The sequence below is a fragment of the Streptomyces sp. 17_S59 genome, from assembly GCF_056930295.1.
Window position 1 is genome coordinate 5,118,442 of the sequence record NZ_JBXOWD010000001.1, and the last position, 24,541, is coordinate 5,142,982.

20 protein-coding genes are annotated in these 24,541 nt (G+C 72.5%); 17 read left to right on the forward strand and 3 right to left on the reverse strand.

All coding sequences use genetic code 11. The annotated features are described in order from the left end of the window. The first annotated feature begins 46 nt into the window (after positions 1 to 46). From AC1Z4A_RS23440 to AC1Z4A_RS23505, 14 genes are all read left to right on the forward strand, one after another. Positions 47 to 709: a trimeric intracellular cation channel family protein gene (locus AC1Z4A_RS23440; RefSeq protein WP_483681816.1), complete on the forward strand. Its 663-nt coding sequence runs from the start codon at positions 47 to 49 to the stop codon at positions 707 to 709. 207 nt (positions 710 to 916) lie between these two features. Beyond that, positions 917 to 2,086: a cysteine desulfurase family protein gene (locus tag AC1Z4A_RS23445; protein WP_483681817.1), complete on the forward strand. Its 1,170-nt coding sequence runs from the start codon at positions 917 to 919 to the stop codon at positions 2,084 to 2,086. 133 nt (positions 2,087 to 2,219) lie between these two features. After that, the gene (gene mnmA, locus AC1Z4A_RS23450) at positions 2,220 to 3,365 is read left to right on the forward strand and encodes a tRNA 2-thiouridine(34) synthase MnmA (protein ID WP_483681818.1); all 1,146 of its coding nucleotides are present in this window, start codon (positions 2,220 to 2,222) and stop codon (positions 3,363 to 3,365) included. A gap of 4 nt (positions 3,366 to 3,369) precedes the next feature. Further along, positions 3,370 to 3,909: an LOG family protein gene (locus tag AC1Z4A_RS23455; protein ID WP_483681819.1), complete on the forward strand. Its 540-nt coding sequence runs from the start codon at positions 3,370 to 3,372 to the stop codon at positions 3,907 to 3,909. A gap of 63 nt (positions 3,910 to 3,972) precedes the next feature. Then, the gene (locus tag AC1Z4A_RS23460; RefSeq protein WP_483681820.1) at positions 3,973 to 4,692 is read left to right on the forward strand and encodes an SDR family oxidoreductase; all 720 of its coding nucleotides are present in this window, start codon (positions 3,973 to 3,975) and stop codon (positions 4,690 to 4,692) included. A gap of 62 nt (positions 4,693 to 4,754) precedes the next feature. After that, positions 4,755 to 5,780: a methionine synthase gene (locus AC1Z4A_RS23465; protein WP_483681821.1), complete on the forward strand. Its 1,026-nt coding sequence runs from the start codon at positions 4,755 to 4,757 to the stop codon at positions 5,778 to 5,780. 8 nt (positions 5,781 to 5,788) lie between these two features. After that, positions 5,789 to 8,044, forward strand: coding sequence for an NAD-dependent DNA ligase LigA (ligA, locus tag AC1Z4A_RS23470; RefSeq protein WP_483681822.1), 2,256 nt, complete (start codon positions 5,789 to 5,791; stop codon positions 8,042 to 8,044). 173 nt (positions 8,045 to 8,217) lie between these two features. After that, the gene (locus tag AC1Z4A_RS23475; protein ID WP_483681823.1) at positions 8,218 to 10,320 is read left to right on the forward strand and encodes a putative bifunctional diguanylate cyclase/phosphodiesterase; all 2,103 of its coding nucleotides are present in this window, start codon (positions 8,218 to 8,220) and stop codon (positions 10,318 to 10,320) included. A gap of 150 nt (positions 10,321 to 10,470) precedes the next feature. After that, positions 10,471 to 10,767: an Asp-tRNA(Asn)/Glu-tRNA(Gln) amidotransferase subunit GatC gene (gatC, locus tag AC1Z4A_RS23480; RefSeq protein WP_086568054.1), complete on the forward strand. Its 297-nt coding sequence runs from the start codon at positions 10,471 to 10,473 to the stop codon at positions 10,765 to 10,767. Between the two features lie 5 nt (positions 10,768 to 10,772). After that, positions 10,773 to 12,266: an Asp-tRNA(Asn)/Glu-tRNA(Gln) amidotransferase subunit GatA gene (gene gatA, locus AC1Z4A_RS23485; protein ID WP_483681824.1), complete on the forward strand. Its 1,494-nt coding sequence runs from the start codon at positions 10,773 to 10,775 to the stop codon at positions 12,264 to 12,266. Further along, positions 12,263 to 12,517 carry a hypothetical protein gene (locus AC1Z4A_RS23490; RefSeq protein ID WP_483681825.1) on the forward strand — a complete coding sequence of 85 codons (255 nt, stop codon included), beginning with the start codon at positions 12,263 to 12,265 and terminating at the stop codon, positions 12,515 to 12,517. Before gatA ends, AC1Z4A_RS23490 begins: the two co-directional genes overlap by 4 nt. 26 nt (positions 12,518 to 12,543) lie before the next feature. After that, positions 12,544 to 14,052 (forward strand): Asp-tRNA(Asn)/Glu-tRNA(Gln) amidotransferase subunit GatB, encoded by a 1,509-nt coding sequence (gatB, locus tag AC1Z4A_RS23495; RefSeq protein WP_483681826.1) that lies wholly within the window; start codon positions 12,544 to 12,546, stop codon positions 14,050 to 14,052. Between the two features lie 297 nt (positions 14,053 to 14,349). Further along, entirely contained in the window at positions 14,350 to 14,946 is a 597-nt protein-coding gene (locus tag AC1Z4A_RS23500) for an AMIN-like domain-containing (lipo)protein (protein ID WP_483681827.1), read from the forward strand. A 197-nt stretch (positions 14,947 to 15,143) separates the two neighbouring features. Beyond that, positions 15,144 to 17,339 carry an MMPL family transporter gene (locus AC1Z4A_RS23505; RefSeq protein WP_483681828.1) on the forward strand — a complete coding sequence of 732 codons (2,196 nt, stop codon included), beginning with the start codon at positions 15,144 to 15,146 and terminating at the stop codon, positions 17,337 to 17,339. 304 nt (positions 17,340 to 17,643) lie between these two features. Here AC1Z4A_RS23505 and AC1Z4A_RS23510 read toward each other — a convergent pair whose 3' ends face one another. The 3 genes from AC1Z4A_RS23510 to AC1Z4A_RS23520 form a co-directional block, all read right to left on the reverse strand. Next, positions 17,644 to 17,808 carry a DUF6191 domain-containing protein gene (locus tag AC1Z4A_RS23510; protein WP_483681829.1) on the reverse strand — a complete coding sequence of 55 codons (165 nt, stop codon included), beginning with the start codon at positions 17,806 to 17,808 and terminating at the stop codon, positions 17,644 to 17,646. 18 nt (positions 17,809 to 17,826) lie between these two features. Beyond that, positions 17,827 to 18,960, reverse strand: a complete 1,134-nt coding sequence (locus AC1Z4A_RS23515) for a PQQ-dependent sugar dehydrogenase (RefSeq protein WP_483681830.1) — start codon at positions 18,958 to 18,960, stop codon at positions 17,827 to 17,829. Positions 18,961 to 19,047: 87 nt separating this feature from the next. Further along, a complete protein-coding gene (locus AC1Z4A_RS23520) occupies positions 19,048 to 20,064 on the reverse strand; it encodes an aldo/keto reductase (RefSeq protein ID WP_483681831.1) in 1,017 nt (338 codons plus the stop codon). A gap of 73 nt (positions 20,065 to 20,137) precedes the next feature. On the opposite strand from AC1Z4A_RS23520, the gene AC1Z4A_RS23525 reads away from it, so the two are divergent. The 3 genes from AC1Z4A_RS23525 to AC1Z4A_RS23535 all read left to right on the forward strand — a co-directional run bounded on the left by AC1Z4A_RS23525 (position 20,138) and on the right by AC1Z4A_RS23535 (position 24,345). Further along, positions 20,138 to 21,097, forward strand: coding sequence for a 2-hydroxyacid dehydrogenase (locus tag AC1Z4A_RS23525; protein WP_483681832.1), 960 nt, complete (start codon positions 20,138 to 20,140; stop codon positions 21,095 to 21,097). Positions 21,098 to 21,337: 240 nt separating this feature from the next. After that, positions 21,338 to 21,463, forward strand: coding sequence for a hypothetical protein (locus AC1Z4A_RS23530; protein WP_483681833.1), 126 nt, complete (start codon positions 21,338 to 21,340; stop codon positions 21,461 to 21,463). Beyond that, positions 21,460 to 24,345 (forward strand): putative bifunctional diguanylate cyclase/phosphodiesterase, encoded by a 2,886-nt coding sequence (locus AC1Z4A_RS23535; RefSeq protein WP_483681834.1) that lies wholly within the window; start codon positions 21,460 to 21,462, stop codon positions 24,343 to 24,345. The genes AC1Z4A_RS23530 and AC1Z4A_RS23535 overlap by 4 nt, the downstream gene beginning before the upstream one ends. Positions 24,346 to 24,541 lie beyond the last annotated feature (196 nt).

Consider the following 24,541-nt stretch of genomic DNA (forward strand, 5'->3'; position numbering starts at 1 on the left):
CGTGAGACGCGTGAGCACTTGTGGGCGTGACGAGTAAGAATGTCGCGTGCTCACCGATCTGTTCAGCCCCACCGTCCAGCACTCGCTGGACATCGCCGGGATCTTCGTCTTCGCGATCTCCGGCGCCCTGCTCGGCGTCCGAAAGAACTTCGACGTCTTCGGCTTGGCGGTACTCGCCGAGGTCACGGCGCTGGGCGGGGGGCTGTTCCGGGATCTGATCATCGGGGCCGTGCCGCCCGCCGCCTTCACCGACCTCGGCTACTTCCTCACCCCGCTGGTCGCCACCGTGATCGTCTTCTTCCTCCACCCGGAGGTGGAGCGGATCACCAAGGCGGTCAACGTCTTCGACGCCGCCGGCCTCGGGCTCTTCTGCGTGGCGGGCACGGTCAAGGCGTACGGGCACGGGCTCGGCCTCACCTTCGCCGCCACCCTCGGCCTGGCCACGGCGGTCGGCGGCGGAGTGCTGCGCGACGTGCTCGCCCACGAGGTGCCCTCGCTGCTGCGCTGGGACCGCGACCTGTACGCCGTGCCGGCCATGGTGGGCTCCACCATGGCCGCCCTGCTGATCCGCTACGACGCGCTCGACGCCTCCACCAGCGTGCTGTCCGCGGCGACCGCGTTCGTCCTGCGGCTGCTGGCCATGCGCTACCACTGGCGGGCCCCGCGCGCCTGGCACCGGCGCAGCGCGGCCATCGAGGACGCCGCCTAGGCGCTCCGCTGGAAGTGCCGTGCCGGGTCGTCGATCGACCGCGGCGCCGTCGTGGCCGGTCGCGCAGTTCCCCGCGCCCCTTCGGGGCGCTGCCGAACCGCAGTGAACTTCGCCCGACCTGCTGAGGCGCTCCCTGCCGCCCCTGCCGCCGGAGGCCGGGAACGCCCGGTACGGCCCCGCACCCGGCCTCGTAGAATCGTGCCCACCATGGCCTACCTCGACCACGCCGCCACCACCCCCATGCTCCCCGAGGCGGTGCAGGCGATGACCGCCCAGCTGCCCCTCGCCGGAAACGCCTCCTCGCTGCACGCCGCCGGGCGGCGCGCGCGCCGCACCGTCGAGGAGGCGCGCGAGTCGCTCGCCGCCTCGCTCGGCGCGCGCCCCAGCGAGGTGGTCTTCACCGCGGGCGGTACCGAAGCCGACAACCTCGCCGTCAAGGGCCTGTACTGGGCCCGCCACGACGCCGACCCGGGCCGCACCCGCGTCCTGGCCAGCCCGGTCGAGCACCACGCCGTCCTCGACGCCGTCCACTGGCTCGCCGAGCACGAGGGCGCGACCGTCGAGTACCTTCCCGTCGACTCCTACGGGCGCGTCCACGCCGATGCCCTCCGCGAGGCCATCGCCCGCAACCCCGACGACGTGGCCCTCGCCGCGGTGATGTGGGCCAACAACGAGATCGGCACGATCATGCCGGTCCGCGAACTGGCCGACGCGGCCGCGGAGTTCGACGTCCCGCTGCACGCGGATGCGGTGCAGGCCTTCGGCCAGCTGGACGTCGGCTTCGCGGCCTCCGGGCTCGCCGCGATGAGCGTCACCGGGCACAAGGTCGGCGGCCCGTACGGCATCGGCGCCCTGCTGCTGGGCCGCCAGTACGCGCCCGTGCCGCTGCTGCACGGCGGCGGCCAGGAGCGCCACGTGCGCTCCGGCACGCTGGACGTGCCCGCCATCGCCGCCTTCGCCGTCGCGGGCGCGCTTGCCGCGGAGCGGCGCGAGGAGTTCGCCCGCGAGGTCGGGGCGCTGCGGGACGCGCTGATCGAGGGCGTCCGCGCGGCCGTGCCGGACGCGGTCCTGAGCGGCGACCCCGCCCCGGAGGGCCGCCTGCCCGCCAATGCGCACTTCTCGTTCCCGGGGTGCGAAGGGGACTCCTTGCTGCTGCTGCTGGACGCCCAGGGCATCGAGTGCTCGACGGGCTCGGCCTGCACGGCGGGCGTGGCCCAGCCGAGCCACGTCGTCCTGGCAACGGGGACGACCCCGGAGCTGGCACGCGGGACGCTGCGCTTCTCGCTGGGGCACACGTCGACGCGGGCGGACGTGGATGCGCTGCTGGGGGCGATCGGCCCGGTGGTGGAACGGGCACGGAGCGCGGGGCTGAGCTGACGATCCAGCTTGAGGACCGGGGGTCCGGGGGCGGAGCCCCCGCCCTGCGGCGGAGCCGCATATCGGATACAGCGGGAAGGGGCGGGGTGGGGAAAAGAAACCCCGCCCACGCGCCCCGTACCCTGGAAGGGTTATGACTGACTTCCCGGGTGCCCCCGATTCCCAGGCGCCTCGCAAGAGGCTCCGCGTCCTCGCCGCCATGTCCGGCGGCGTCGACTCCGCCGTCGCCGCCGCCCGCGCCGCCGAAGCGGGCCACGACGTGACCGGCGTGCACCTCGCGCTGTCCGCCAACCCCCAGTCCTTCCGCACGGGCGCCCGCGGCTGCTGCACCATCGAGGACTCCCGCGACGCCCGCCGCGCCGCCGACGTCATCGGCATCCCCTTCTACTGCTGGGACCTCGCCGAGCGCTTCCGCGAGGACGTCGTCGAGGACTTCGTCGCGGAGTACGAGGCCGGCCGCACCCCCAACCCCTGCCTCCGCTGCAACGAGAAGATCAAGTTCGCGGTGCTGCTGGACAAGGCCCTCGCCCTCGGCTTCGACGCGGTCTGCACCGGCCACTACGCGACGGTCGTCACCAACCCGGACGGCACCCGCGAGCTGCACCGCGCCAGCGACATGGCCAAGGACCAGAGCTACGTCCTGGGCGTCCTGGACGAGCGGCAGCTGGCCCACGCGATGTTCCCGCTGGGCGACACCCTCACCACCAAGGACGAGATCCGCGCGGAGGCGGAGCGCCGCGGCCTGGCGGTGGCGAAGAAGCCCGACAGCCACGACATCTGCTTCATCGCCGACGGCGACACCCGGGGCTTCCTGGCCAAGCGCCTCGGCACGGCCGAGGGCGACATCGTCGACGAGACCGGCAACAAGGTGGGCACCCACGAGGGTGCGTACGGCTTCACCATCGGCCAGCGCAAGGGCCTGCGCATCGGCCACCCGGCCCCGGACGGCAAGCCGCGCTACGTCCTGGACATCTCCCCGGTGAACAACACGGTCACCGTGGGCCCGGTGGAGGCCCTGGACGTCACGGCGCTCACGGCCATCAGGCCCCGCTGGTGCGGGGTGGCCCCGGACGGCCCGGGCACGTACACGGCCCAGCTCCGCGCGCACGGCGGCGAGACCGAGGTGACGGCGGAACTCTTCGGTGACGAGCTGCACGTCCGCTTCGCGGAGCCCGTCCGCGGCGTGGCCCCCGGCCAGGCGATCGTCCTCTACGACGGCACGCGCGTCGTCGGCTCGGCGACCATCGCCGCGACGGAGCGGGCCGCGCGCGTACCGTAGCCCCATGAACATCACCGTCTTCTGCTCCGCCGCCGACCTCGACGACCGTTACACCGCCCCCGCCCGCGAGTTCGCCGCGCTGATCGGCAGGGGCGGGCACGCGCTGGTGTGGGGCGGCTCGGAGTCCGGGCTGATGAAGGTCATGGCCGACGGGGTGCAGGAGCACGGCGGACGGCTCGTGGGCGTGTCCGTGGAGTTCCTCGCCGCCAAGGCCCGTAAGAACGCCGACGAGATGGTGGTCACCAAGGACCTCGCCGAGCGCAAGGCGCAGCTGCTCGCGCGCGGCGACGCGGTCGTCATCATGGTCGGCGGGACGGGGACGCTGGACGAGGCGACGGAGATCCTGGAGCTGAAGAAGCACGGGCTGCACGACAAGCCCGTGGTGCTGCTGAACGCGGCGGGCTTCTACGACGGGCTGAAGCAGCAGTTCCAGCGGATGGAGGCCGAGGGCTTCCTGCCGCTGCCGCTCGCCGATCTGGTGTTCTTCGCCGAGGACGGGGCCGACGCCATGGCGTACCTGGAGAAGTCCGCCCGAGCGCGCTAGAGCGAGAGGGCGATGGGGCAAGAGGGCGCTGGAGCAAGAGGGCGATAGGGCAAGCTGGGGGGCATGGCTACACATGTGATCACCGGCTCCGGTTCCGGCATCGGCGAGGCGGTCGCCCGTCGGCTGCACGAGCGGGGCGACGAGCTGTGGCTCGTCGCACGCGACGCGGGCCGGGCCAAGGAGCTGGCCGCGCGTTTCCCCGGCGCCCGCACGCTGGTGGGCGACCTGGAGAACCCAGACCGGCTGTCGTGGGCGTTCGGCCACCAGGCGCTGCCCGACCGCGTCGACTCTCTGCTGCACATCGCGGGCGTCGTGGACCTAGGCACCGTCGGCGAGCTGACCCCGAAGGCGTGGCAGCGCACGCTCGCCGTCAATCTGGTCGCGCCCGCCGAGCTGACGCGGCTGCTGCTGCCGCAGCTGCGGGTGGCGAAGGGCCACGTGGTCTTCGTCAACTCCGGTTCCGGGCTGCGTGCGAACCCCGAGTGGAGCGCCTACGCGGCGAGCAAGCACGGGCTGAAGGCGCTCGCGGACTCCCTGCGCGGGGAGGAGCACACCAACGGGGTGCGGGTCACGAGCGTCTACCCGGGCCGCGTCGCCACGCCGATGCAGGCGAAGGTGCACCAGCAGGAGGGCAAGGAGTACGAGCCCGGGCGGTGGATCGACCCGGAGTCGGTGGCGGCCACCGTGCTGCTCGCGATCGACCTGCCGCGCGATGCGGAGATCCACGACCTCTCCGTCCGGCCGGGTTACTCGGGGGACTGGGGGGGAGCGAGAGGGGACTGAGGGGGCCGAGGGGACACGCCCTCGGGGACCGGCGCGCGCCCCCGGTCTCGTACGCTTCACCGGTGAGCGAGAAGAACAAGTCCGTGAGCCCGGGCGCCGGGGTTGCCACCGGCGTCGGCTCGATGCCCGGGGGAGACGCCCGGGAGGCCGCGAAGACCGTCACGGGGTCGCTGGAGGCCCTGCCGTACCTGCCGGAGCTGCCCGCGCGCGGCCCCGGCGCGGACATGATCGGCCGGACCGCCGGGATGCTGGTGGAGGTCTTCGCGCACGTGGAGCCCAGCGGCTGGCGGATCAGTGACCGGCCGGGGCGCGACACCCGGCGGGCCCGGTCCTGGCTGGGCGAGGACCTCGATGCGCTCGAGGAGTTCACCCAGGGGTACGAGGGCCCGCTGAAGGTCTCGGCCGTGGGGCCGTGGACGCTGGCGGCCTCGCTGGAACTGCGCGGCGGCGAGGCGGCGCTGAACGACGCCGGGGCCTGCCGTGACCTGGCCGCCTCGCTCGCGGAGGGGCTCCGCGGGCACCTGGCGGAGGTCCGGCGCCGGGTGCCGGGGGCCCGGGTCGTGCTCCAGCTGGACGAGCCCTCCCTGCCCGCCGTGCTGGCCGGCCGGGTCCGCTCGGCCAGCGGCTACCGCACCTACCGCGCCGTGGACCGGGCCGTCGTCGAGGACGCCCTGCGGGACCTGGCGGCGGTGGCGGAGGAGGCACCGGGCGGGGCGCTCGTCGTACATTCGTGCGCCCCTGGCGTGCCCTTCGCGCTGCTGCGGCGCGCGGGGGTCGCAGGGCTCTCGTTCGATTTCTCGCTGCTCACCGAGCGTGATGAGGATGCGATCGGTGAGGCGGTAGAGGCGGGCACGACCCTCTTCGCCGGTGTGGTGCCCGGCGTGGACGGCCCATTGTCAGACCCTGCCGGTAGCGTCATGGGTGTCAGGACGCTGTGGCGCAGGCTGGGGCTGGCACCGGGGACCCTCGCGGAGTCCGTGGTGGTGACTCCCTCGTGCGGACTCGCGGGCGCTTCGCCCGCATATGCCCGCATGGCCCTCGCGCACTGCGTCCGGGCGGCGAAATCACTCGCAGACAACCCTGAGTGACGGCGCTCATGGAACAACGGGAGGACGAGACGGTGGCTGTCGAACGGCGAGGCGAAGCGCTCGAAGAGTTCGCGGCGCAGGCGGCGGTGCCCGCCGAGGCGCGGGAGAAGCACGCTCTGCTGGCCGAGCAGGTCGAGGAGCACCGCTTCCGGTATTACGTGAAGGACGCCCCCGTCATCAGCGACGCCGAGTTCGACAAGCTGCTGCGCTCGCTGGAGGCCCTGGAGGAGGAGTACCCGCCGCTGCGCACGCCCGACTCGCCGACCCAGAAGGTCGCGGCCGCGTACGAGACGGAGTTCACGGCCGTCGAGCACCGCGAGCGCATGCTGTCGCTCGACAACGCCTTCGACGACGAGGAACTGGCCGCCTGGGCCGAGCGCATCGCCAAGGACCTGGGCGGGGGCGCGGGTTACCACTTCCTGTGCGAGCTGAAGGTCGACGGCCTCGCCGTCAACCTGACGTACGAGAACGGCCGCCTCACCCGCGCCGCCACCCGCGGCGACGGCCGCACCGGCGAGGACATCACGCCGAACGTCCGCACCATCTCCGACGTCCCCGACCGGCTGAAGGGCGACCGCATCCCCGCCCTCGTCGAGGTGCGCGGCGAGGTCTACTTCCCGATGGAGAAGTTCGAGGAGCTGAACGCCCGCCTGGTGGAGGCGGGCAAGGCCCCCTTCGCCAACCCGCGCAACGCGGCGGCCGGTTCGCTGCGCCAGAAGGACCCGCGCGTCACCGCCACCCGCCCGCTGCACATGGTGGTGCACGGCGTCGGCGCCCGCGAGGGCTTCGACATCGACTGCCAGTCGCACGCCTACGAGCTGCTGCGCGAGTGGGGCCTGCCGACGGCCGCGCACGCCGAGGTGTTCGACTCGCTGGACGCCGTACGGAAGTTCATTGCGCACTACGGCCAGCCGAAGGTCCGGCACTCCATGGAGCACGAGATCGACGGCGTCGTCGTCAAGCTCGACGAGATCCCCCTCCAGGGGCGGCTCGGCTCCACCGCGCGCGCCCCGCGCTGGGCCATCGCCTGGAAGTACCCGCCGGAGGAGGTCAACACCAAGCTCCTCGACATCCGCGTGGGCGTCGGCCGCACCGGGCGGGTCACCCCGCAGGCGGTCTTCGAGCCCGTCACGGTCGCCGGTTCCGAGGTCGAGTTCGCCACCCTGCACAACCAGGAGGTCGTCAAGGCCAAGGGCGTCCTCATCGGCGACACCGTCGTCATCCGCAAGGCGGGCGATGTGATCCCCGAGGTCCTCGGCCCCGTGGTGGACCTGCGGGACGGCACCGAGCGGGAGTTCGTGATGCCCGCCGAGTGCCCGGAGTGCGGCACGGGGCTGCGCCCGATGAAGGAGGGCGACATCGACCTCCGCTGCCCCAACGCGCGCTCCTGCCCCGGCCAGATCCGCGAGCGGCTCTACTACCTGGTGGGCCGCGAGTGCCTCGACGTCGAGAACTTCGGCTATGTCGCGGCCTCGGCCCTCACCCAGCCCCTGGAGCCCGCCACCCCGCCCATGGCGAACGAGGGCGACCTCTTCGATCTGACGATCGAAGAACTGCTGCCCATCAAGTCGTATGTGCGGGACCCGGACAGCGGCCTGCCCAAGATCGACCCCAAGACGGGCGAGCCCAAGGTCGTCACCTTCTTCGCCAACCAGAAGGGCGAGCCGAAGAAGAACGCCCTGGCCATGCTGGAGAACATCCAGGCCGCCAAGCAGCGCCCGCTCGCCCGGATCGTCAACGGCCTGTCCATCCGTCATGTGGGCCCCGTCGCCGCGGCCGCGCTGGCCCGCGAGTTCCGGTCGGTCGACCGCATCGCCGAGGCGAGCGAGGAGGAACTCGCCGCCGTGGACGGCGTCTCCGACACCATCGCCACCGCCGTCAAGGAGTGGTTCGCCGAGGACTGGCACCGCGAGATCATCGAGAAGTGGCGGGCCGCGGGCGTCCGGATGGAGGAGGAGGCCGCCGTGGACGAGGGGCCGCGGCCGCTGGCCGGGCTGACCGTCGTCGTCACCGGCACCCTCACCGGCTACACCCGCGACGCGGCCAAGGAGGCGCTGCAGAGCCGGGGCGCGAAGGTGACCGGCTCGGTGTCGAAGAAGACGGACTTCGTGGTCGTGGGTGACAACCCCGGTTCGAAGTTCGACAAGGCGATGCAGCTGAAGGTTCCCGTGCTGGAGGAGGACGGCTTCGTCGTACTCCTGAACGAAGGGCCCGAGGCGGCGCGCGAGGCCGCCGTGCCCCAGGAGGCCACCCCAGCGGAGTAATGCCCGCATAGTCAGTGGGCATTACCCCTACAGCGCATAGCAGATGGCTACTTGAGGCCGGATCGCATTCGGGCAACCCCTGCCGATCGCTGCCCGCCGTAGCCTTCTGCGGCCTACTGTTGAGATGTGCGCCTGCCGTGGCGCGGGCACCGCCGGCTGTGAGAGGGACGGGCATGAAACCCACCGACAGCGCCGAACCAGCATCGCGGTTGCGCCGGCTGTTCCCGCCCGCGCTGCCGACGGTCTGCGTGGCCTCGGCGGCACTGGCCCTCGTGGCCGGGACGTTCCGCGCCGTCGGCTCGGGCCGCGCCCTCTTCCCAGGCCACGCCGCCGGCTGGTCCCTGGCGACGCTCACCGCGCTCATCGTCGCCCATCTCGTCGCCCTCGGACGCGACCGCTGGTGGGGCGGCACCGGCTCCGGCGCCGCCCTCACCCTGGCCGTCCTGCTGCTCTACGGCTGGCTGCCGGCCGTGCTGATCAGCATCGCCGTGGTGGCCCTCGTGGCCACCGCCCGGCGGCACCGCTGGCGGCAGGCATTACTCCACGGCGCGGTCGACATCCTCGGCATCGCCGCCGCCGGGCTCGGTCTGGCCGGCTGGGGCATCCATCCGAGCGTCGAGGACCCCTGGCTGCCCGACGGCTGGCAGCCCTCCGACGCCCCGAAGATCGCCCTCGCCGCCTTCCTCTACCTCGCCGTCACCCGCGCCCTGCTCTGGTACTCCGTGGCCCCGCGCGCCGCGCTGACCAGCATCGCCCGCACCGCCCTCATGCGGCAGGCCCTCGTCGGCGGCGCCCTGCTCGGCATCGCCCCGCTCATCGCCGTCGTCGCCGACCACGCGCCCCTCCTCCTCCCGCTCTTCGCGGTCCCGCTCATCGCCCTCGACTCCACGCTCTGGATCGCCCGCGCCCGCGCCGAGGAACAGCTGCGCGACCCCCTCACCGGCCTCCCCAACCGCCAGTGGCTGCTGGAGCGCACCTGGACCGCCCTGGACGAGGCCGAACAGGCCGGGGCGCGGGCCGCGCTCGTACTGATCGACCTCGATCGCTTCCGGTCCGTCAACGACACTCTCGGACACCTTGCCGGGGACCGGCTGCTCCTCCAGATAGCCGAGCGGCTGCGCCTCGCCCTCCCGCGCGACGCGGAGGCCGCCCGCCTCGGCGGCGACGAATTCGCGGTGCTGCTCCCCCTCGCCGACTCCCTCACCAGCGCCCAGCGCGTGGCCCGTTCGATGGTCGCCGACCTCGGCTCGCCCCTCGACCTGGACGGCCTCACCCTCGTGCTGGAGGCCAGCGCCGGCGTCGCCGTCTACCCCGACCACGCGCTGGACGCCGAAGGGCTGCTGCGCCGCGCGGACGTGGCGATGTACCAGGCCAAGCGCGACCGCAGTGGGGTCGAGGTCTACGAGGCCCGCCGGGACGGCAACACCCCCGACCGGCTGGGCCTGTTGGGTGATCTGCGCCGGGCGCTCGACGCGGGCGAGGTCGAGCTGCACTACCAGCCCAAGGTCGGCTTCGACGGCCATGTCGAGGGCCTGGAGGCGCTGGTGCGCTGGGTCCACCCGGAGCGGGGCCGGGTCTCGCCGGACGAGTTCATCGCGATTGCCGAGTCCTCGGGGCTGATGCCCCGGCTCACCGAGTACGTCCTGGAGACTGCGCTCTGCCAGGTCGCGAAGTGGCGGGCCATGGGCCTGGAGGTGCCGGTCGCGGTGAACGTCTCCCCGCGCGACGTGCACACCCCCGGCTTCGCCGGCTCGGTCGCCGCGCGCCTCGCCCGGCACGGCGTGCCCCCGGGGGCGCTCCAGCTGGAGATAACCGAGCACGTCCTCCTGGAGGACCCCCAGCGCGCGGCCGACACGCTCGCCGGGCTCACCGGCCACGGCGTGAAGATGTCCCTCGACGACTTCGGCACGGGTTACTCCTCCCTCGTCCACCTGCGCCGCCTGCCGGTGAGCGAGCTGAAGATCGACCGTTCCTTCGTGGCCCGCCTCGCCATCGACAACGAGGACGCGGAGATCGTCCGCTGCACACTCGACCTCGCCCATTCGCTGGGCCTCCTCGTCGTCGCCGAGGGCGTCGAGGACGACGAGACCTGGGAGCGGCTGAGGGACCTGGGCTGCGATGCGGTGCAGGGGTGGCTGGTGGCTGCGGCGATGCCGCCGGACGAGACGACGGCGTGGCTGCGCCTCCGCGAGTCCGGCTGGCGCCGGGAGGACGCGCCGCCCGTGGCGGTCGCTCCGGCCACCGCCGAGGAAGACGCCGACCAGCCGGTCACGTAGGGGTGCCGGTGGCTTTCTTTCCCCGATACAGCCGGGAAGGGGCGGGATCGGGGAAAGATCCACCCCGCCCAGCGAATCCGTTTCGCAGGCACACACCCCCGCGCCATAGGATTGGGGCGAAACTTACACACCCACCCTGAGGATCGCTGCATGCCTGGCATCACGCGCGAGGAGGTCGCCCACCTCGCCCGGCTGTCACGTCTGGAGCTGAAGGCCGAAGAGCTCGACCACTTCGCCGAACAGCTCGACGTGATCATCGGCGCGGTCGCCCGCGTTTCCGATGTGGCCGACGAGGACGTACCGCCGACCTCCCACCCGCTGCCCCTGACCAACGTCATGCGGGCGGACGAAGTCCGCCCGTCGCTGACCCCCCAGGAGGCGCTCTCCGGCGCCCCCGCCCAGGAGCAGCAGCGTTTCAAGGTGCCGCAGATCCTGGGGGAGGACTGACCCGCATGACGGACATCATCAAGCTCACCGCCGCCGAGATCGCGGCCAAGGTCGCCACCGGCGAACTCACCGCAGTCGAGGTCGCCGAGGCCCACCTGGCCCGCATCGAGGCCGTCGACGAGAAGGTCAACGCCTTCCTGCACGTCGACCGCGAGGGCGCGCTCGCCCAGGCCCGCGAGGTGGACGCCAAGCGGGAGCGCGGCGAGAAGCTCGGCCCGCTGGCCGGCGTCCCGCTGGCGCTGAAGGACATCTTCACCACCAAGGGGATCCCGACCACCGTCGGTTCCAAGATCCTCGAGGGCTGGATCCCGCCGTACGACGCGACGCTCACCAAGCGCCTCAAGGACGCGGACGTCGTCATCCTCGGCAAGACCAACATGGACGAGTTCGCCATGGGGTCCTCCACCGAGAACAGCGCCTACGGCCCCACCGGCAACCCCTGGGACCTCACCAAGATCCCCGGCGGCTCCGGCGGCGGCTCCTCCGCCGCCCTCGCCTCCTACGAGGCCCCGCTGGCCATCGGCACGGACACCGGCGGCTCCATCCGCCAGCCCGCCGCCGTCACCGGCACCGTCGGCGTCAAGCCGACCTACGGTGCGGTCTCCCGCTTCGGCATGGTGGCCTTCTCGTCCTCCCTGGACCAGGGCGGCCCCTGCGCCCGCACGGTCCTCGACGCGGCCCTGCTGCACGAGGTCATCGCGGGCCACGACCCGCTGGACTCCACCTCCATCGACGCCCCGGTCCCGCCGGTCGTCGAGGCGGCCCGCAACGGCGACGTCAAGGGCATGCGCATCGGCGTCGTCAAGCAGTTCCGGGGCGAGGGCTACCAGGCCGGCGTCGTCCAGCGCTTCGACGAGTCCGTCGAACTGCTCAAGGAGCTGGGCGCCGAGATCGTCGAGGTGGACTGCCCCTCCTTCGACCTGGCGCTCGCCGCGTACTACCTGATCGCGCCCTCCGAGTGCTCCTCGAACCTGGCCCGCTTCGACGCCATGCGCTACGGCCTGCGGGTCGGCGACGACGGCTCGAAGTCCGCCGAGGAGGTCACCGCCCTCACCCGTGAGGAGGGCTTCGGCGCCGAGGTCAAGCGCCGGATCATGCTGGGCACCTACGCCCTCAGCTCCGGCTACTACGACGCGTACTACGGCTCGGCCCAGAAGGTCCGCACGCTCATCACCCGGGACTTCGAGAAGGCGTTCGAGCAGGTCGACGTGCTGGTCTCGCCGACCACCCCGACCACCGCCTTCGCGATCGGCGAGCGCGTGGACGACCCGATGGCGATGTACCTCGCCGACCTGTGCACCATCCCGACCAACCTGGCGGGCAACGCGGCCATGTCGCTGCCGTGCGGCCTCGCCCCGGAGGACGGGCTGCCCGTCGGTCTGCAGATCATCGCTCCCGCCATGAAGGACGACCGGCTCTACAAGGTCGGTGCCGCGGTCGAGGCCGCCTTCACCGCCCGCTGGGGCCACCCGCTGCTGGAGGAGGCACCGTCGCTGTGAGCAACGACAAGCAGAGTGCGCTGAAGAAGGCCAAGGGCTTCAAGAAGTCCAAGGCCGGCACGTACCTGTCCATCGGCACCACCCTGTTCGGCGCCCTCAGCGTCGCCAAGCAGGCCAAGAAGGCACGCGTCGAGCAGGACACGCTCCAGCTGGTCGACGCCGTCGTCTCGGCCGCCGCCATCGTCACCGGCGTCGCCCTGCTCGTCCGCGAGCTGCGCCGCATGAACAGCGACGACGTCCTCGCGGGCTGAACCGGGACTTGAGAGGTTAGTTTTCCGTGACCGTCACTGAACTGGTGTCGTACGAGGACGCGCTTGCCGCCTACGAGCCCGTCATGGGCCTCGAGGTGCACGTCGAACTCGGCACCAAGACCAAGATGTTCTGCGGGTGCTCCACCGAGCTGGGCGCCGAGCCCAACTCGCAGACCTGCCCCACCTGCCTCGGCCTGCCCGGCTCCCTCCCGGTCGTCAACGCGACCGGCGTCGAGTCCGCGATCAAGATCGGCCTCGCGCTGAACTGCGAGATCGCCGAGTGGTGCCGCTTCGCCCGGAAGAACTACTTCTATCCGGACATGCCGAAGAACTTCCAGACCTCCCAGTACGACGAGCCGATCGCCTTCAACGGCTACCTGGACGTCCAGCTGGAGGACGGCGAGGTCTTCCGCGTGGAGATCGAGCGCGCCCACATGGAGGAGGACACCGGCAAGTCCACGCACGTGGGCGGCGCCACCGGCCGCATCCACGGCGCCCTGCACTCGCTGCTGGACTACAACCGGGCCGGCATCCCCCTCATCGAGATCGTCACCAAGCCGATCACCGGTGCGGGCGAGCGCGCTCCCGAGGTCGCCAAGGCGTACGTCGCCGAGCTGCGCGAGCTGATCAAGGCGCTCGACGTCTCCGAGGCCCGCATGGAGATGGGCCAGATGCGCTGCGACGTCAACCTCTCGCTGATGCCCAAGGGCAGCGAGACGTTCGGCACGCGCTCCGAGACGAAGAACGTCAACTCGCTCCGCTCCGTGGAGCGCGCCGTGCGCTACGAGATCAGCCGCCACGCCGGCGTGCTGAACGCGGGCGAAAAGGTCGTCCAGGAGACCCGTCACTTCCACGAGGAGGACGGCTCCACGACCTCCGGCCGGATCAAGGAAGAGGCGGAGGACTACCGCTACTTCCCCGAGCCGGACCTGGTGCCGGTGGCCCCCGCCCGTGAGTGGGTCGAGGAGCTGCGGTCGGGCCTGCCCGAGCTGCCGCGCGTGCGCCGCAACCGGCTGCGCGAGGAGTGGGGCGTCTCCGCGCACGACATGCAGTCGATCCTCAACGCGGGCGCGGTCGACCTGATCGTCGCCACGGTCGAGGCCGGCGCCGACTCCGCCTCCGCCCGCAAGTGGTGGATGGGCGAGCTGTCCCGCCGCGCCAACGAGGACGGCGTCGACCTCGCCGCGCTGGCGATCACCCCGGAGCAGGTCGCCCGGGTGTGCGCGCTGGTCGCCGAGGGCTCCCTCAACGACAAGCTGGCCCGCCAGGTCATCGAGGGCGTGCTCGCGGGCGAGGGCGGCCCCGACGAGGTCGTCGAGAAGCGCGGCCTCAAGGTCGTCTCGGACGAGGGCGCGCTGGGCGCGGCCGTGGACGAGGCCATCGCGGCCAACGCCGCCATTGCCGACAAGATCCGCGCCGGCAAGGTCGCGGCGGCGGGTGCGCTCGTCGGCGCGGTCATGAAGGCCACGCGCGGCCAGGCGGACGCGGCGCGTGTGCGCGAGCTCATTCTTGAGCGCCTTGGCGCGAAAGAATAATCAGCACAGCCTGGAGAAGCTGGGCGTCGAGGGCTGACGCCTCCGGGTCCCGTACGACGACGGCCGCCCCTCTTCATCTGCGAAGAGGGGCGGCCGTCGTCGTATCAGTGCACGGCCGGATGGCCCGACAGCCCGATGATCGAGGGTCCAAGTCAGCCTGGGGCTGCCCCGATTACCCCGGGACGGCCTGAATTCGGTAGTACGCCCCCCATGCTCCGCATCGGTCCGGCATGATCCCGGCAGCGGGCCCGGACCACGTGCCCGCACGAGAAAGGCTGGGAAAGGCCGGGGGTAGCAATGCGACGGTTGAGTAAGGGGCTGGCGGCGCTCCTGCTGGCGGGCGCGGGGCTGGCGGTGGCGCTGCCGACGAGCACGGTGGGCGCGGCCGAGGCGGCCCGGCCCGCCCCGAAGGGCGCGGGCTGCGCCACGCACTGGGGAAGCCGCCCCAAGGTCAGCACCGAGACCGACTACAAGCCGCTCAGGGACATCAGAACCAGTCGGCACGCCTGCTACGACCGCATGGTGCTGGACGTCCTCGGCCCGGACGTCCACGGCCCCATCGGCTTCCGCGTCGGCTACGTCGACCAGCTGCGGCAGGAGGGCTCGGGAGAGGTCATCCCCATCGGCGGCGGGGCCGTCCTGGAGGTGCGGGTGGCCGCGCCGAGCTGCGACCCCGAGACGGGCCAGGCCATCTACGACGGCAGGGCGCGGGAGCCGCTGCCGGAGGTGAACCTCCGCGGTTACCGGGCCTTCCGCGACACCCGCTTCGGGGGCAGCTTCGAGGGCTACAGCCAGATCGGCCTGGGCGTGCGCCGCAGGCTGCCGTTCCGGGTCTTCCAGTGGGGCAACCACGTGATCGTGGACGTCGCCCACGACCGGCACGGCTTCCACTGAGCCGGCCGCTCGAACCCTTCGGTACCGTCCGCATTCCTGTCCTCTTTGTGGTTTAACCCACAAAGAGGACAAAGGATCTCTTCCGGCTGCCAGAGTAGGTCGGCAGGGCCCGGCGGGGCCCTTCTGCCCAGTTGCTCAGCGCTCGGAACCACGGGTCACTCCCCGGCGAGAACGACGCGATACCCGGGAAGCGGCTCATGACCTCACTTGCCCGGTGGTGCCTGCGCCGCCGTTTCGCCGTGATCGTTCTCTGGCTGGTCGCCCTCGCGGGCACCACCGCCGCCGCCACCCTCAGCGGCTCCGCCTACAGCAACGACTACGGCGTCCCCGGGACCGAGTCCCAGCGCGCCACCGCCCTCCTGGAGAAGGCGTTCCCGGGCGCGGGCGGCGACGACCGCATCGTCTGGCACACCGAGCACGGCACCGTGCGCGCCGACGCCGTCGAGCAGCGCATGACCGCCACCCTGCACAAGATCGCCCGGCTGCCCGGGGTCACCTCCGTCACCGGCCCTTACGGCAGCGAGGGCGCGGACCGCATCAGCCGTGACCGGCACACCGCCTACGCCTCCGTGACCTTCGAGACCCACGGCGGCCCCCCGGACAAGGCCCAGGTGCGCAAGGTCGTCGAGACCGCGCGGCAGGCCGCCACCGGCAACCTCGAGGTCGCCCTCGGCGGCAGTGGCATCGGCGGCACCGAGAGCCCCAGCGGCCACCTCAGCGAGATCATCGGCGTGGCCGTCGCGGCCGTCGTCCTCTTCCTCGTCTTCGGCTCCCTCGCCGCCAGCCTGGTGCCCATCGCGACGGCCGTCGTCGGCGTGGGCACGGCGGCCATGGGCACCGTCCTGCTCGGCCACCTCCTCAAGGTCGCCGACTTCGCGCCGATGCTGGGCACGCTCATCGGGCTCGGCGTGGGCATCGACTACGCCCTGTTCATCGTCACCCGGCACCGCAAGGGCCTCCGGCAGGGCCTGCCCGTCGCGGTGGCGGCCGAGCGGGCCGTCGCCACGACCGGGCGCGCCGTGGTCTTCGCGGGCGGAACCGTGTGCGTGGCGCTGCTGGGCATGCTCGTCCTGCGGCTCGGCTTCCTCAACGGCGTAGCGATAGCCGCGTCGCTGACCGTCGTCCTGACCGTCGCCGCCTCCGTCACCCTGCTGCCCGCGCTGCTCGGCGTCATCGGCCCCCGGGCCCTCAGCCGCCGCGAGCGCCGCCGCCTCGCGGACACGGGCCCGAGCCCCGAGACGCCCACGGGCCTGGCCGCCCGCTGGGCCGCGTTCGTGGAGCGGCACCCCAAGCTGCTGGGCGCGGTGGCCGCGGCCGTGATGCTCGTCCTGGCCCTGCCGACGCTCTCCCTCCACCTCGGCACCTCCGACCAGGGCAACAACCCCGCCACCAGCACCACCCGGCAGGCCTACGACATGGTCGCCCGCGGCTTCGGCCCCGGCGTCAACGGCCCCCTCACCCTGGTGACCCCGCTCGACGGCGCCGCCGACCGCCTCGCCTTCAACAAGCTCCCCGACACCCTCCGGCACACCCCGGGCATCGCCTCCGCCGGCCACTCCACGCTGAGCCCGAGCGGCGACACCGGCGTCATCACGGTCGTCCCCACCACCTCCCCGCAGTCCCGCGCCACCAGCGACCTCGTCGAGCGGCTCCGCACGACCGTGCTGCCGAAGGCCACCGAGGGCACCGGCCTGGACGTCCACGTCGGCGGCGTGACCGCGAGCTACGACGACTTCGCGGGAGTCATCCTCGGCAAGCTGCCGCTGTTCGTCGGGACGGTCGTGGGGCTGGGCTGTGTGCTGCTCCTCCTGGCCTTCCGCAGCATCGGCATACCGCTGAAGGCGGCGGTGATGAACATCGCGGCCGTCGCATCCTCCTTCGGCCTGATCGTCGCGGTCTTCCAGTGGGGCTGGGGCAGCGAAGCGCTCGGCCTGGGCGGGGCGGGCCCGATCGAGCCGTTCCTGCCGGTGGTGATGGTGTCGGTCCTCTTCGGGCTGTCCATGGACTACCAGGTGTTCCTGGTGAGCCGGATGTACGAGGAGTGGCTGGCCACCCGCGACAACCGCCGGGCGGTCAGGGTCGGCCTGGCCGAGACCAGCCGCGTGATCAACTCGGCGGCGGTCATCATGATCTCGGTCTTCCTGGCGTTCGTGCTGAGCGGGGACCGGGTGATCTCGATGTTCGGCATCGGCCTGGCGGCGGCGGTGGCCCTGGACGCGTTCGTCCTGCGGACGCTGCTGGTTCCGGCGCTGATGCACATGCTGGGCGGGGCGAACTGGTGGCTGCCGCGGTGGCTGGACCGCCGGCTGCCGCGCATCAGCATCGAACCGGCGGAGGAATTGCTGCCGGACCCGCCGACACCGGAGCGAGTACCGGCGCGTGCCCGGGGGTGACTTTTCCCCACCCCGCCCCTTCCCGCTGTATCCGATATGCGGCTCCGCCACAGGGCGGGGGCTCCGCCCCCGGACCCCCGGTCCTCAAACTCCCCCAGCTACCTCCCCCAGCTACCGCTGGGGGTGCCCCCAGGAGGTGCCCCCAGACGGGCTGGATTTTTCAGCCCGTCCGGCGTTTGAGGCTGTGCTCGATGTGCGGCTCCGCCGCGTGGCGCGCGCAGCGCGGTCCGGGGTCTGGGGCGCAGCCCCCCACGCGGCGGAGCCGCAAATCGATGCAGCCGGGAAGGGGCGGGATTGGGGAATGTCACCCCCGCCGCGGCCGGATCACCACATGCCCCGAGTCCAGGTCGATGGGCCCCTCGCCCGGATCCCCGTCCCCCACATCGTCACGGCACAGCTCCAGCCGATTCCGCTCCTCCTCCGTATGCCTGCGCGCCGGCGCGAAAAGCTCCTCGATCGCGTTGAACATCCCGCACTCCCGTCCCCGTCAGCTCACCCGCAACCGCAGCAGGCGGTCGTCGGAAGCGCTCGGCCTGCCCCGCCCGTCCGTGTTGCTGGTCGTCAGCCACAGACCGCCGTCGTCCGCCGCAACCAGCGTACGCAGCCGCCCGTACTCACCTTCGAAGAATGCCCGAGGGGCCGCCGCGGGGCGCTCGCCACGGAGCGGAATCCGCCATAGCCGCTCACCCCGCAGGGCGGCCATCCAGAGCGAGCCGCGCACGTAGGCCAGGCCGCTCGGCGAGGCGTCGGCGGGGTGCCACTGCTCGACGGGGTCCACGTACTGGGACTTCCCGGCCCTGCCCTCGGCCTCCGGCCAGCCGTAGTTGCCGCCCGGCCGCACCAGGTTCAGCTCGTCCCAGGTGTCCTGGCCGAATTCCGAGGCCCACAGCCGCTTGTCCGCGTCCCACGCCAGGCCCTGGACGTTGCGGTGGCCGTAGCTGTAGACGACCGAGCCGGCGCGGGGATTGCCGGGCGCGGGGCGGCCGTCGGGGGTCATGCGGAGGATCTTGCCGCCCAGCGAGCCCAGGTCCTGGGCGGGGGTGCGGCGGCCGCCCTCGCCCGTGCCGGCGTAGAGCATCCCGTCGGGGCCGAAGGCGATCCGTCCGCCGTTGTGGATCTGGCCCTTGGGGATGCCGGTCAGGACGGTGTCCGGCGACCCCAGCCGCCGGCCCTCGGGCCGCTGCTCGTCGACGGGCATGCGGACGATGCGGTTGTCGGAACCGGTCGTGAGATAGGCGTACAGCAGGTGGTCGGCGGCGTAGCCGGGGGAGAGGGCCAGGCCCAGCAGGCCGCCCTCGCCCGCCGCCGCGACGCCCGGCACCGTGCCCAGCTCGCTCTGCCGCCCGTCCGCCGCCCCGACCCGCACCACGCGGCCCGTGTCGCGCGAGCCGACCAGCAGGTCGCCGCCGGGCAGGACGGCCACGCCCCACGGGGAGTCGAGCTTGGTGGCCACCGTCCGGACCACCTCGGCCGAGCCCTCGGCAGGCGCCCCGGAAGCGCCCGTACCGCCGCTCCGGGACGGGCCCGGCGACCCGCCGTCCGCACATCCCGCGAGGGCCGCCAGCACGGCAGCGGCGGCCGGCACGGCCCTGACGGCGCGGGTACCCAGGTGTCGTCGCACGGTGCGCACGGTGTGATCCTCTCGCCGGGACGGGGCGGAACGGGACAGGACGGTCACCGCTCCTTCATACACCCCGCGGACACCCCGTCAGTCCCAGGACCCCATCGCCTGCGGAAGTGCCAATATCTCGGCCAAGTCCTCACCCGTCAGGCGCAGTCCGGCCGCGCCCGCGTTCTGCACCGCCCAGTCCGCCTTCTTCGTCCCCGGCACCGGCACCACGTGCCGCCCCTGCGCCAGCACCCAGGCCAGGGCGACCTGGGCCACCGTGGCGTCGTGGCGCAGCGCGACCCGCCGCAGCCCGGCCACTATCGGCTGGTTGGCCGCCATCATCTCCGCCGTGAAGCGCGGGTGCCGGGCCCGGACGTCCTCCGGCTCGAAGCCCTGACCGGGGGTCAGCGTGCCACTGAGGAAACCATTCCCCAGCGGCATCGCGGCCAGCAGCCCCACGCCCCGCGAGGTGCACCACGGAACCAGCCGGTCCAGCGCCTCGCGCGACCAGACCGACAGCTCGGCCTGCACACAGCTCACCGGGAAGACCTGCTGCACCCGCTCCAGGTGGCCGATCGTCGCGTCGTACATCCCGGTCCGGCCCCTCGCCCCCGCCGAGGAACCGAATCTGCGCTGGGCGCGGGCGCCCACCGCGCACCACCCCAGCGCCCGGACCTTGCCCGCGGAGACCAGCTCCGCCATCGCCCCCCACGTCTCCTCGACCGGCACCTCCGGGTCGGGCCGGTGCAGCTGGTAGAGGTCTATGACATCGGTCTGGAGCCTGCGCAGGGAGGCGTCGCAGGCCCGCTTCACATAGCCGGGCCGGCCGTTGGCCACGATGTGCTGATCGCCCACCAGCAGCCCGCACTTGGTCGACACGAACGCCTCCGCGCGACGCTCCCGCAGCACCCGCCCCACCAGCAGCTCATTGGTGAAGGGCCCGTACATGTCGGCGGTGTCCAGCAGCGTGGACCCGGCGTCCAGGGCCGCGTGGACCGTGCGCAGCGCGCCCTCGCCGCTCTGCTGGGAGGCGGAGTACGCCCAGTGCATCGGCATGCACCCGAGACCGACCGCCCCCACCTCGAGCGCCGTCGCACCGATTCTCCTGCGCTCCACCCGCCGCACCCTCCCGTTCTTCGGCCCCCAAACTAACGTCTGCGTTCGGGCTGCCTTCGCATAGCCTCCAGACATGAGTGCAGATCACAGCGGTTCCACCCGCCCCCAGGCCTGGCTTCCGGTGCCCCCCGAGGAGATCGAGGGGCTGCCCGGGGAGCTGGAGTACGCCTACTGGGACGGCGAGCCGGAGTTCCCCGCCGACCCCGCCCGCTGCGTCTTCTACGGTGTGCCCTACCTCAAGGGCGCCGAAGTGGCCCTCCGGCCGCTGCCGCTGATGCCGCGGCTGCGTGTCGTGCAGTCGCTGATGGCCGGCGTGGACGACATCCTGCCCGCCCTGTCCCTGCTGCCGCCGGGCGCGCGGCTGTGCAATGCGCGCGGCCTGCACGACGCGAGCACGGCCGAGCTGGCGCTGACCCTCACCCTGGCCGCCCTGCGGGACATCCCGGGCTTCGTCCGGGCCCAGGACGCGGGGGAGTGGCGGCAGGGATTCCGGCCCGCGCTCGCCGACAAGTCGGTGCTCGTGGTGGGCTACGGCTCGATCGGCGCCGCCATCGAGAGCCGGCTCGTTCCCTTTGAATGCGCGCGGGTGGCGCGCGTCGCGCGCTCCCCGCGCATGGCAGCACACGGCCCGGTCCACGGGGTGGCCGACCTGCCCGAACTGCTGCCCGGCGCCGATGTGGTGATCCTCTCGACCCCGCTCACCGACGAGACCAGGGGCCTGGTGGACGCGGCGTTCCTGGCCCGGATGAAGGACGGCGCGCTGCTGGTCAACGTCGCGCGCGGTGCGGTCGTCGACACCGGGGCGCTGCTGGCCGAGCTGCAGATCGGCCGGCTGCGGGCGGCGCTGGACGTCACCGACCCGGAGCCGCTGCCCCCCGGCCATCCGCTGTGGACGGCCCCTGGAGTGCTCGTCACCCCCCATGTGGGCGGGCCCTCCTCGGCCTTCACTCCGCGTGCCAAGGCCCTCTTGCGCGATCAACTGGCCAGATTTGTACTGGACGAGCCTCTGCGGAATGTCGTAGCGACGGCGTAGCGGCTGCGGACTGCTAGCACGTAGAGGCATCATTCGGCTGCGCTGTGTATCCGTATTCCCGTAGCTAGTTACGCTATGTATATGAGCTATGTCCCTGAGTGACGACTCTGGTGTATCGTCCCGACCGGGGGCTGCGCCGCGCACATACGGACGCAGCGAGGTACCTGCACTCGAGGGGGGCGACGGGCGATGCACGGCCAATGGACGATCTACCCGACGCGGCTCAGGCACCGACCGCGCATGCACCGGTCCCGGCGGGGGGAGCTGCCGCACCGGAGTCCGTCGCCGCACCGGCACGCCCTCTGCATGGCGACCCTCGCCCTCTGGCTGCCCTGGATCGGCCTGCTCCGGACGGCGGCGCGGTGAGCGCCCCCGGAGCGGCCCTGCCCCGCCGGCCCGGCACCGCCGGAAGTCCCGGGGTGGTGCCCCAGCTCCTGCTGGCCCTCGTCTGCGGTGGCTACGCCACGGGCGCCCTCTTCGGCTGGGGCTCCGCCGAGCTGGCCACCGCCATGGGCGACTTCGGGCTGAGCGGCGCCGCCGGCCTCGCCGCCGCCTCCTGCTTCTGGTACGCGCGCACGCACAACACCCGCTTCCGGCCCGCCTGGCTGCTGTTCGCCGTCTCCTCCGCGATGGCCGGCTTCGGCAACGCCGTCTGGGGCTGGTACGAGGTCGTGCTGAGCCGGCCCGTGCCGAGCACCTCCCCGGCCGACTTCTGCTTCCTGCTGTTCGCGCCGCCGTCCATCATCGGCCTGCTGGTGCTCGCCCGCCGTCCCGTCACCCGGGCCGGCTGGGTCTGCCTCGGCCTCGACTCCTGGCTCATCGGCGGCTCGCTGCTGACGCTCTCCTGGAGCCTGGCCCTCGCCCACACCGCGCACTTCGCCGGGGAGACGGTGGCGCACGCCGCGCTCTCGCTGGCCTACCCGCTGCTGGACATCGTGCTGGTGTCCATGGTGCTGGCCCTGCACTTCAAGCGCTCGTCCGCCAACCGCTCGGCCATCAACACCGCCATCGCGGCCCTCGCCCTGACCGTCCTGTGCGACGCCCTGTTCACGTCGCCGCTGCTGCGCGCCAACTACCGCTCCGGCCAGATCCTCGACGCCGGCTGGTTCGCCGGCTACATGCTGATGGCCTACGCGCCCTGGGTGGCCCGCGAGCACGGCGACGAGGGCCCCGCCCGGCGCGGGCGGCCCGTCCTGCACTCCGGCCGGCCCATCGCCGGCTCGCTCGCCGCCCTCACGCCGTACCTCGCCGCCGCCGTCTGCACCCTGGGCATCCTCTACAACGTCCTGGACGGCCACCACGTCGACCGGGTCGTGCTCTTCACGGGCTGCACGGTCGTCCTGGCGCTCGTCGTCCGGCAGGGCATCATGCTGCTCGACAACATCTCCCTCACCCAGGAACTGGCCCAGAAGGAGAACCACTTCCGCTCCCTGGTGCAGGGCTCCAGCGACGTCATCATGATCGCCGCGCCCACCGGCATACTGCGCTACGTCAGCCCCGCCGCCGCGGGCGTCTACGGGCGCGACGCCGACGAGCTGGTCGGCTCCGAACTGGCCTCGCTCATCCACCCCGAGGACCTCGGCCGGGTCGTCCACGAGGTGCGCCGCTTCCTCGCCGCGCCGCCCGCCGACGAGCCCACCACCCGCATCGAGTGCCGCTTCCGCTCCGGCGACGGGGAGTGGCTCAACGTCGAGTCCACCGTCAACCGCCACCACGGCGGGCTGATCTTCAACAGCCGCGACGTCACCGAACGCGTCCGGCTCCAGGCCCAGTTGCAGCACACCGCCGAGCACGACCCGCTCACCGACCTGCCCAACCGCGCCCTGTTCACCAGGCGGGTCCAGCAGGCCCTCGCCGGCCGGAGAGTGACCGACGCCGGCACCGCCGTGCTCTTCATCGACCTCGACGGCTTCAAGGCCGTCAACGACACCGTCGGCCACCAGGCCGGCGACGAACTCCTCGTCCAGGCCGCCCGCAGGCTCCAGGACTCGGTGCGCGCCGGGGACTCCACCGCCCGCTTCGGCGGCGACGAGTTCGCCGCGCTCATCATCGGCGACGGCACCCGCGACCCCGCCGCCCGCGAGTACCGCATCCTGGAGATCGCGGACCGGCTGCGGGTCACCCTCTCCCAGCCCTACCTGGTCGAGGGCGGCACCGAGGTGCGCGTGGCCGCCAGCATCGGCGTGGCCTTCGCCGAGCCCGACATCACCCCCGGCACCCTCATGCGCAACGCCGACCTCGCGATGTACCGGGCGAAGCAGGCCGGAAAGGGCCGCGTGGAGCTGTACGCCCCGCAGATGCAGGCCGACGTCGTGCGCCGCACCGAGCTGGCCTCCCGGCTGCGCACGGCCCTGCACGACGGCGAGTTCGCCCTGCTGCACCAGCCCGTCGTCGAGCTGGCCACCGGGCGGATCACGGCCGTCTGCGCCCAGGCCCGCTGGCGCTCCCCCCAGGGCATCCTCTTCACCCCCGACGAGTTCCTCAGGGTGGCCGAGCCGGCCCTCGGCGACGAGAGCGCCCGCACCGCCGAGCTGGGCCGGTGGACGCTGGAGAAGGCGGTCGAGCAGGCCGCCCAGCGCGGCCGTGCCGGCCACGCCGCGCCCGTGTTCGTCCGGCTGCCCGCCGCCCGGCTGCTCGACAGGTCGCTGCCGCCCAAGAGCGTCGAGGCGCTCGTCCTGCGGCACGGCCTGCCCTCCGGCGCGCTCGTCCTGGAGCTGTCCGGCAGTGATCCGCGCGTGCCGCTGGACGAGCTGGAGCGGCGGCTGATCTCCCTGCGCCGCTTCGGCGTCCGGATCGCCCTGGACGGCTTCGGCAGCGGCTACGCCGCCATGAGCGCCCTGCGGCGGCTGCCCATCGACGTGCTCAAGCTCGACCGGGGGCTGGTCGACGGGGTCGCCGACTCCGCCCGGCTGCACAAGATCACCGCAGGGCTGCTGCGCATCGCCAACGACCTCGGCATGGAGTCGGTGGCCGACGGCGTGGACGAGCCCGAGCAGGCCCGGGTGCTGCGCGCGATGGGCTGCACCCACGGCCAGGGCCTGGCCTTCGGCGGCCCCCTCGACGAGCACCGGCTGCGGCACGCCCTCGACCGCAGCCCGTACGCACTTCCGGGTGATCCCACGGATGGCGGAAACCAGGTCCTCGTCGGCGGCGCGCTGCCCGTACGATCCGGAGCGGTGGGTGGTGCGGGAGCACTCGCACATGCTCCATTGCGCTCAAATAATGAGACGCCCGTCCCACCCACTTGACACTGCGTATGCGGCAGAGGGAGGGTCGATGCCATGCGCACCCGAATTCTCGTACTTGGACAGCGCGTCGGCTGAAGCAGGCCGCCCAGACAGCCTGCTGACCACACCGGCGCGCTCCCCTCGCTTGCCTCACGGCACGAGGGGTTTTTTGTTGCACCGGCACCGCCGACGGCACTCACAAACCCTCCCAAATCGT

Coding starts and splice junctions, on each gene's coding strand:
- AC1Z4A_RS23445 (WP_483681817.1), top strand. CDS start 917: ATGGCCTACCTCGACCACGCCGCCACCACCCCCATGCTCCCCGAGGCG.
- AC1Z4A_RS23460 (WP_483681820.1), top strand. CDS start 3,973: ATGGCTACACATGTGATCACCGGCTCCGGTTCCGGCATCGGCGAGGCG.
- ligA (WP_483681822.1), top strand. CDS start 5,789: ATGGAACAACGGGAGGACGAGACGGTGGCTGTCGAACGGCGAGGCGAA.
- AC1Z4A_RS23525 (WP_483681832.1), top strand. CDS start 20,138: ATGAGTGCAGATCACAGCGGTTCCACCCGCCCCCAGGCCTGGCTTCCG.
- AC1Z4A_RS23500 (WP_483681827.1), top strand. CDS start 14,350: ATGCGACGGTTGAGTAAGGGGCTGGCGGCGCTCCTGCTGGCGGGCGCG.
- AC1Z4A_RS23505 (WP_483681828.1), top strand. CDS start 15,144: ATGACCTCACTTGCCCGGTGGTGCCTGCGCCGCCGTTTCGCCGTGATC.
- gatC (WP_086568054.1), top strand. CDS start 10,471: ATGCCTGGCATCACGCGCGAGGAGGTCGCCCACCTCGCCCGGCTGTCA.
- mnmA (WP_483681818.1), top strand. CDS start 2,220: ATGACTGACTTCCCGGGTGCCCCCGATTCCCAGGCGCCTCGCAAGAGG.
- AC1Z4A_RS23530 (WP_483681833.1), top strand. CDS start 21,338: ATGCACCGGTCCCGGCGGGGGGAGCTGCCGCACCGGAGTCCGTCGCCG.
- AC1Z4A_RS23455 (WP_483681819.1), top strand. CDS start 3,370: ATGAACATCACCGTCTTCTGCTCCGCCGCCGACCTCGACGACCGTTAC.
- AC1Z4A_RS23475 (WP_483681823.1), top strand. CDS start 8,218: ATGAAACCCACCGACAGCGCCGAACCAGCATCGCGGTTGCGCCGGCTG.
- AC1Z4A_RS23510 (WP_483681829.1), bottom strand. CDS start 17,808: ATGTTCAACGCGATCGAGGAGCTTTTCGCGCCGGCGCGCAGGCATACG.
- gatA (WP_483681824.1), top strand. CDS start 10,773: ATGACGGACATCATCAAGCTCACCGCCGCCGAGATCGCGGCCAAGGTC.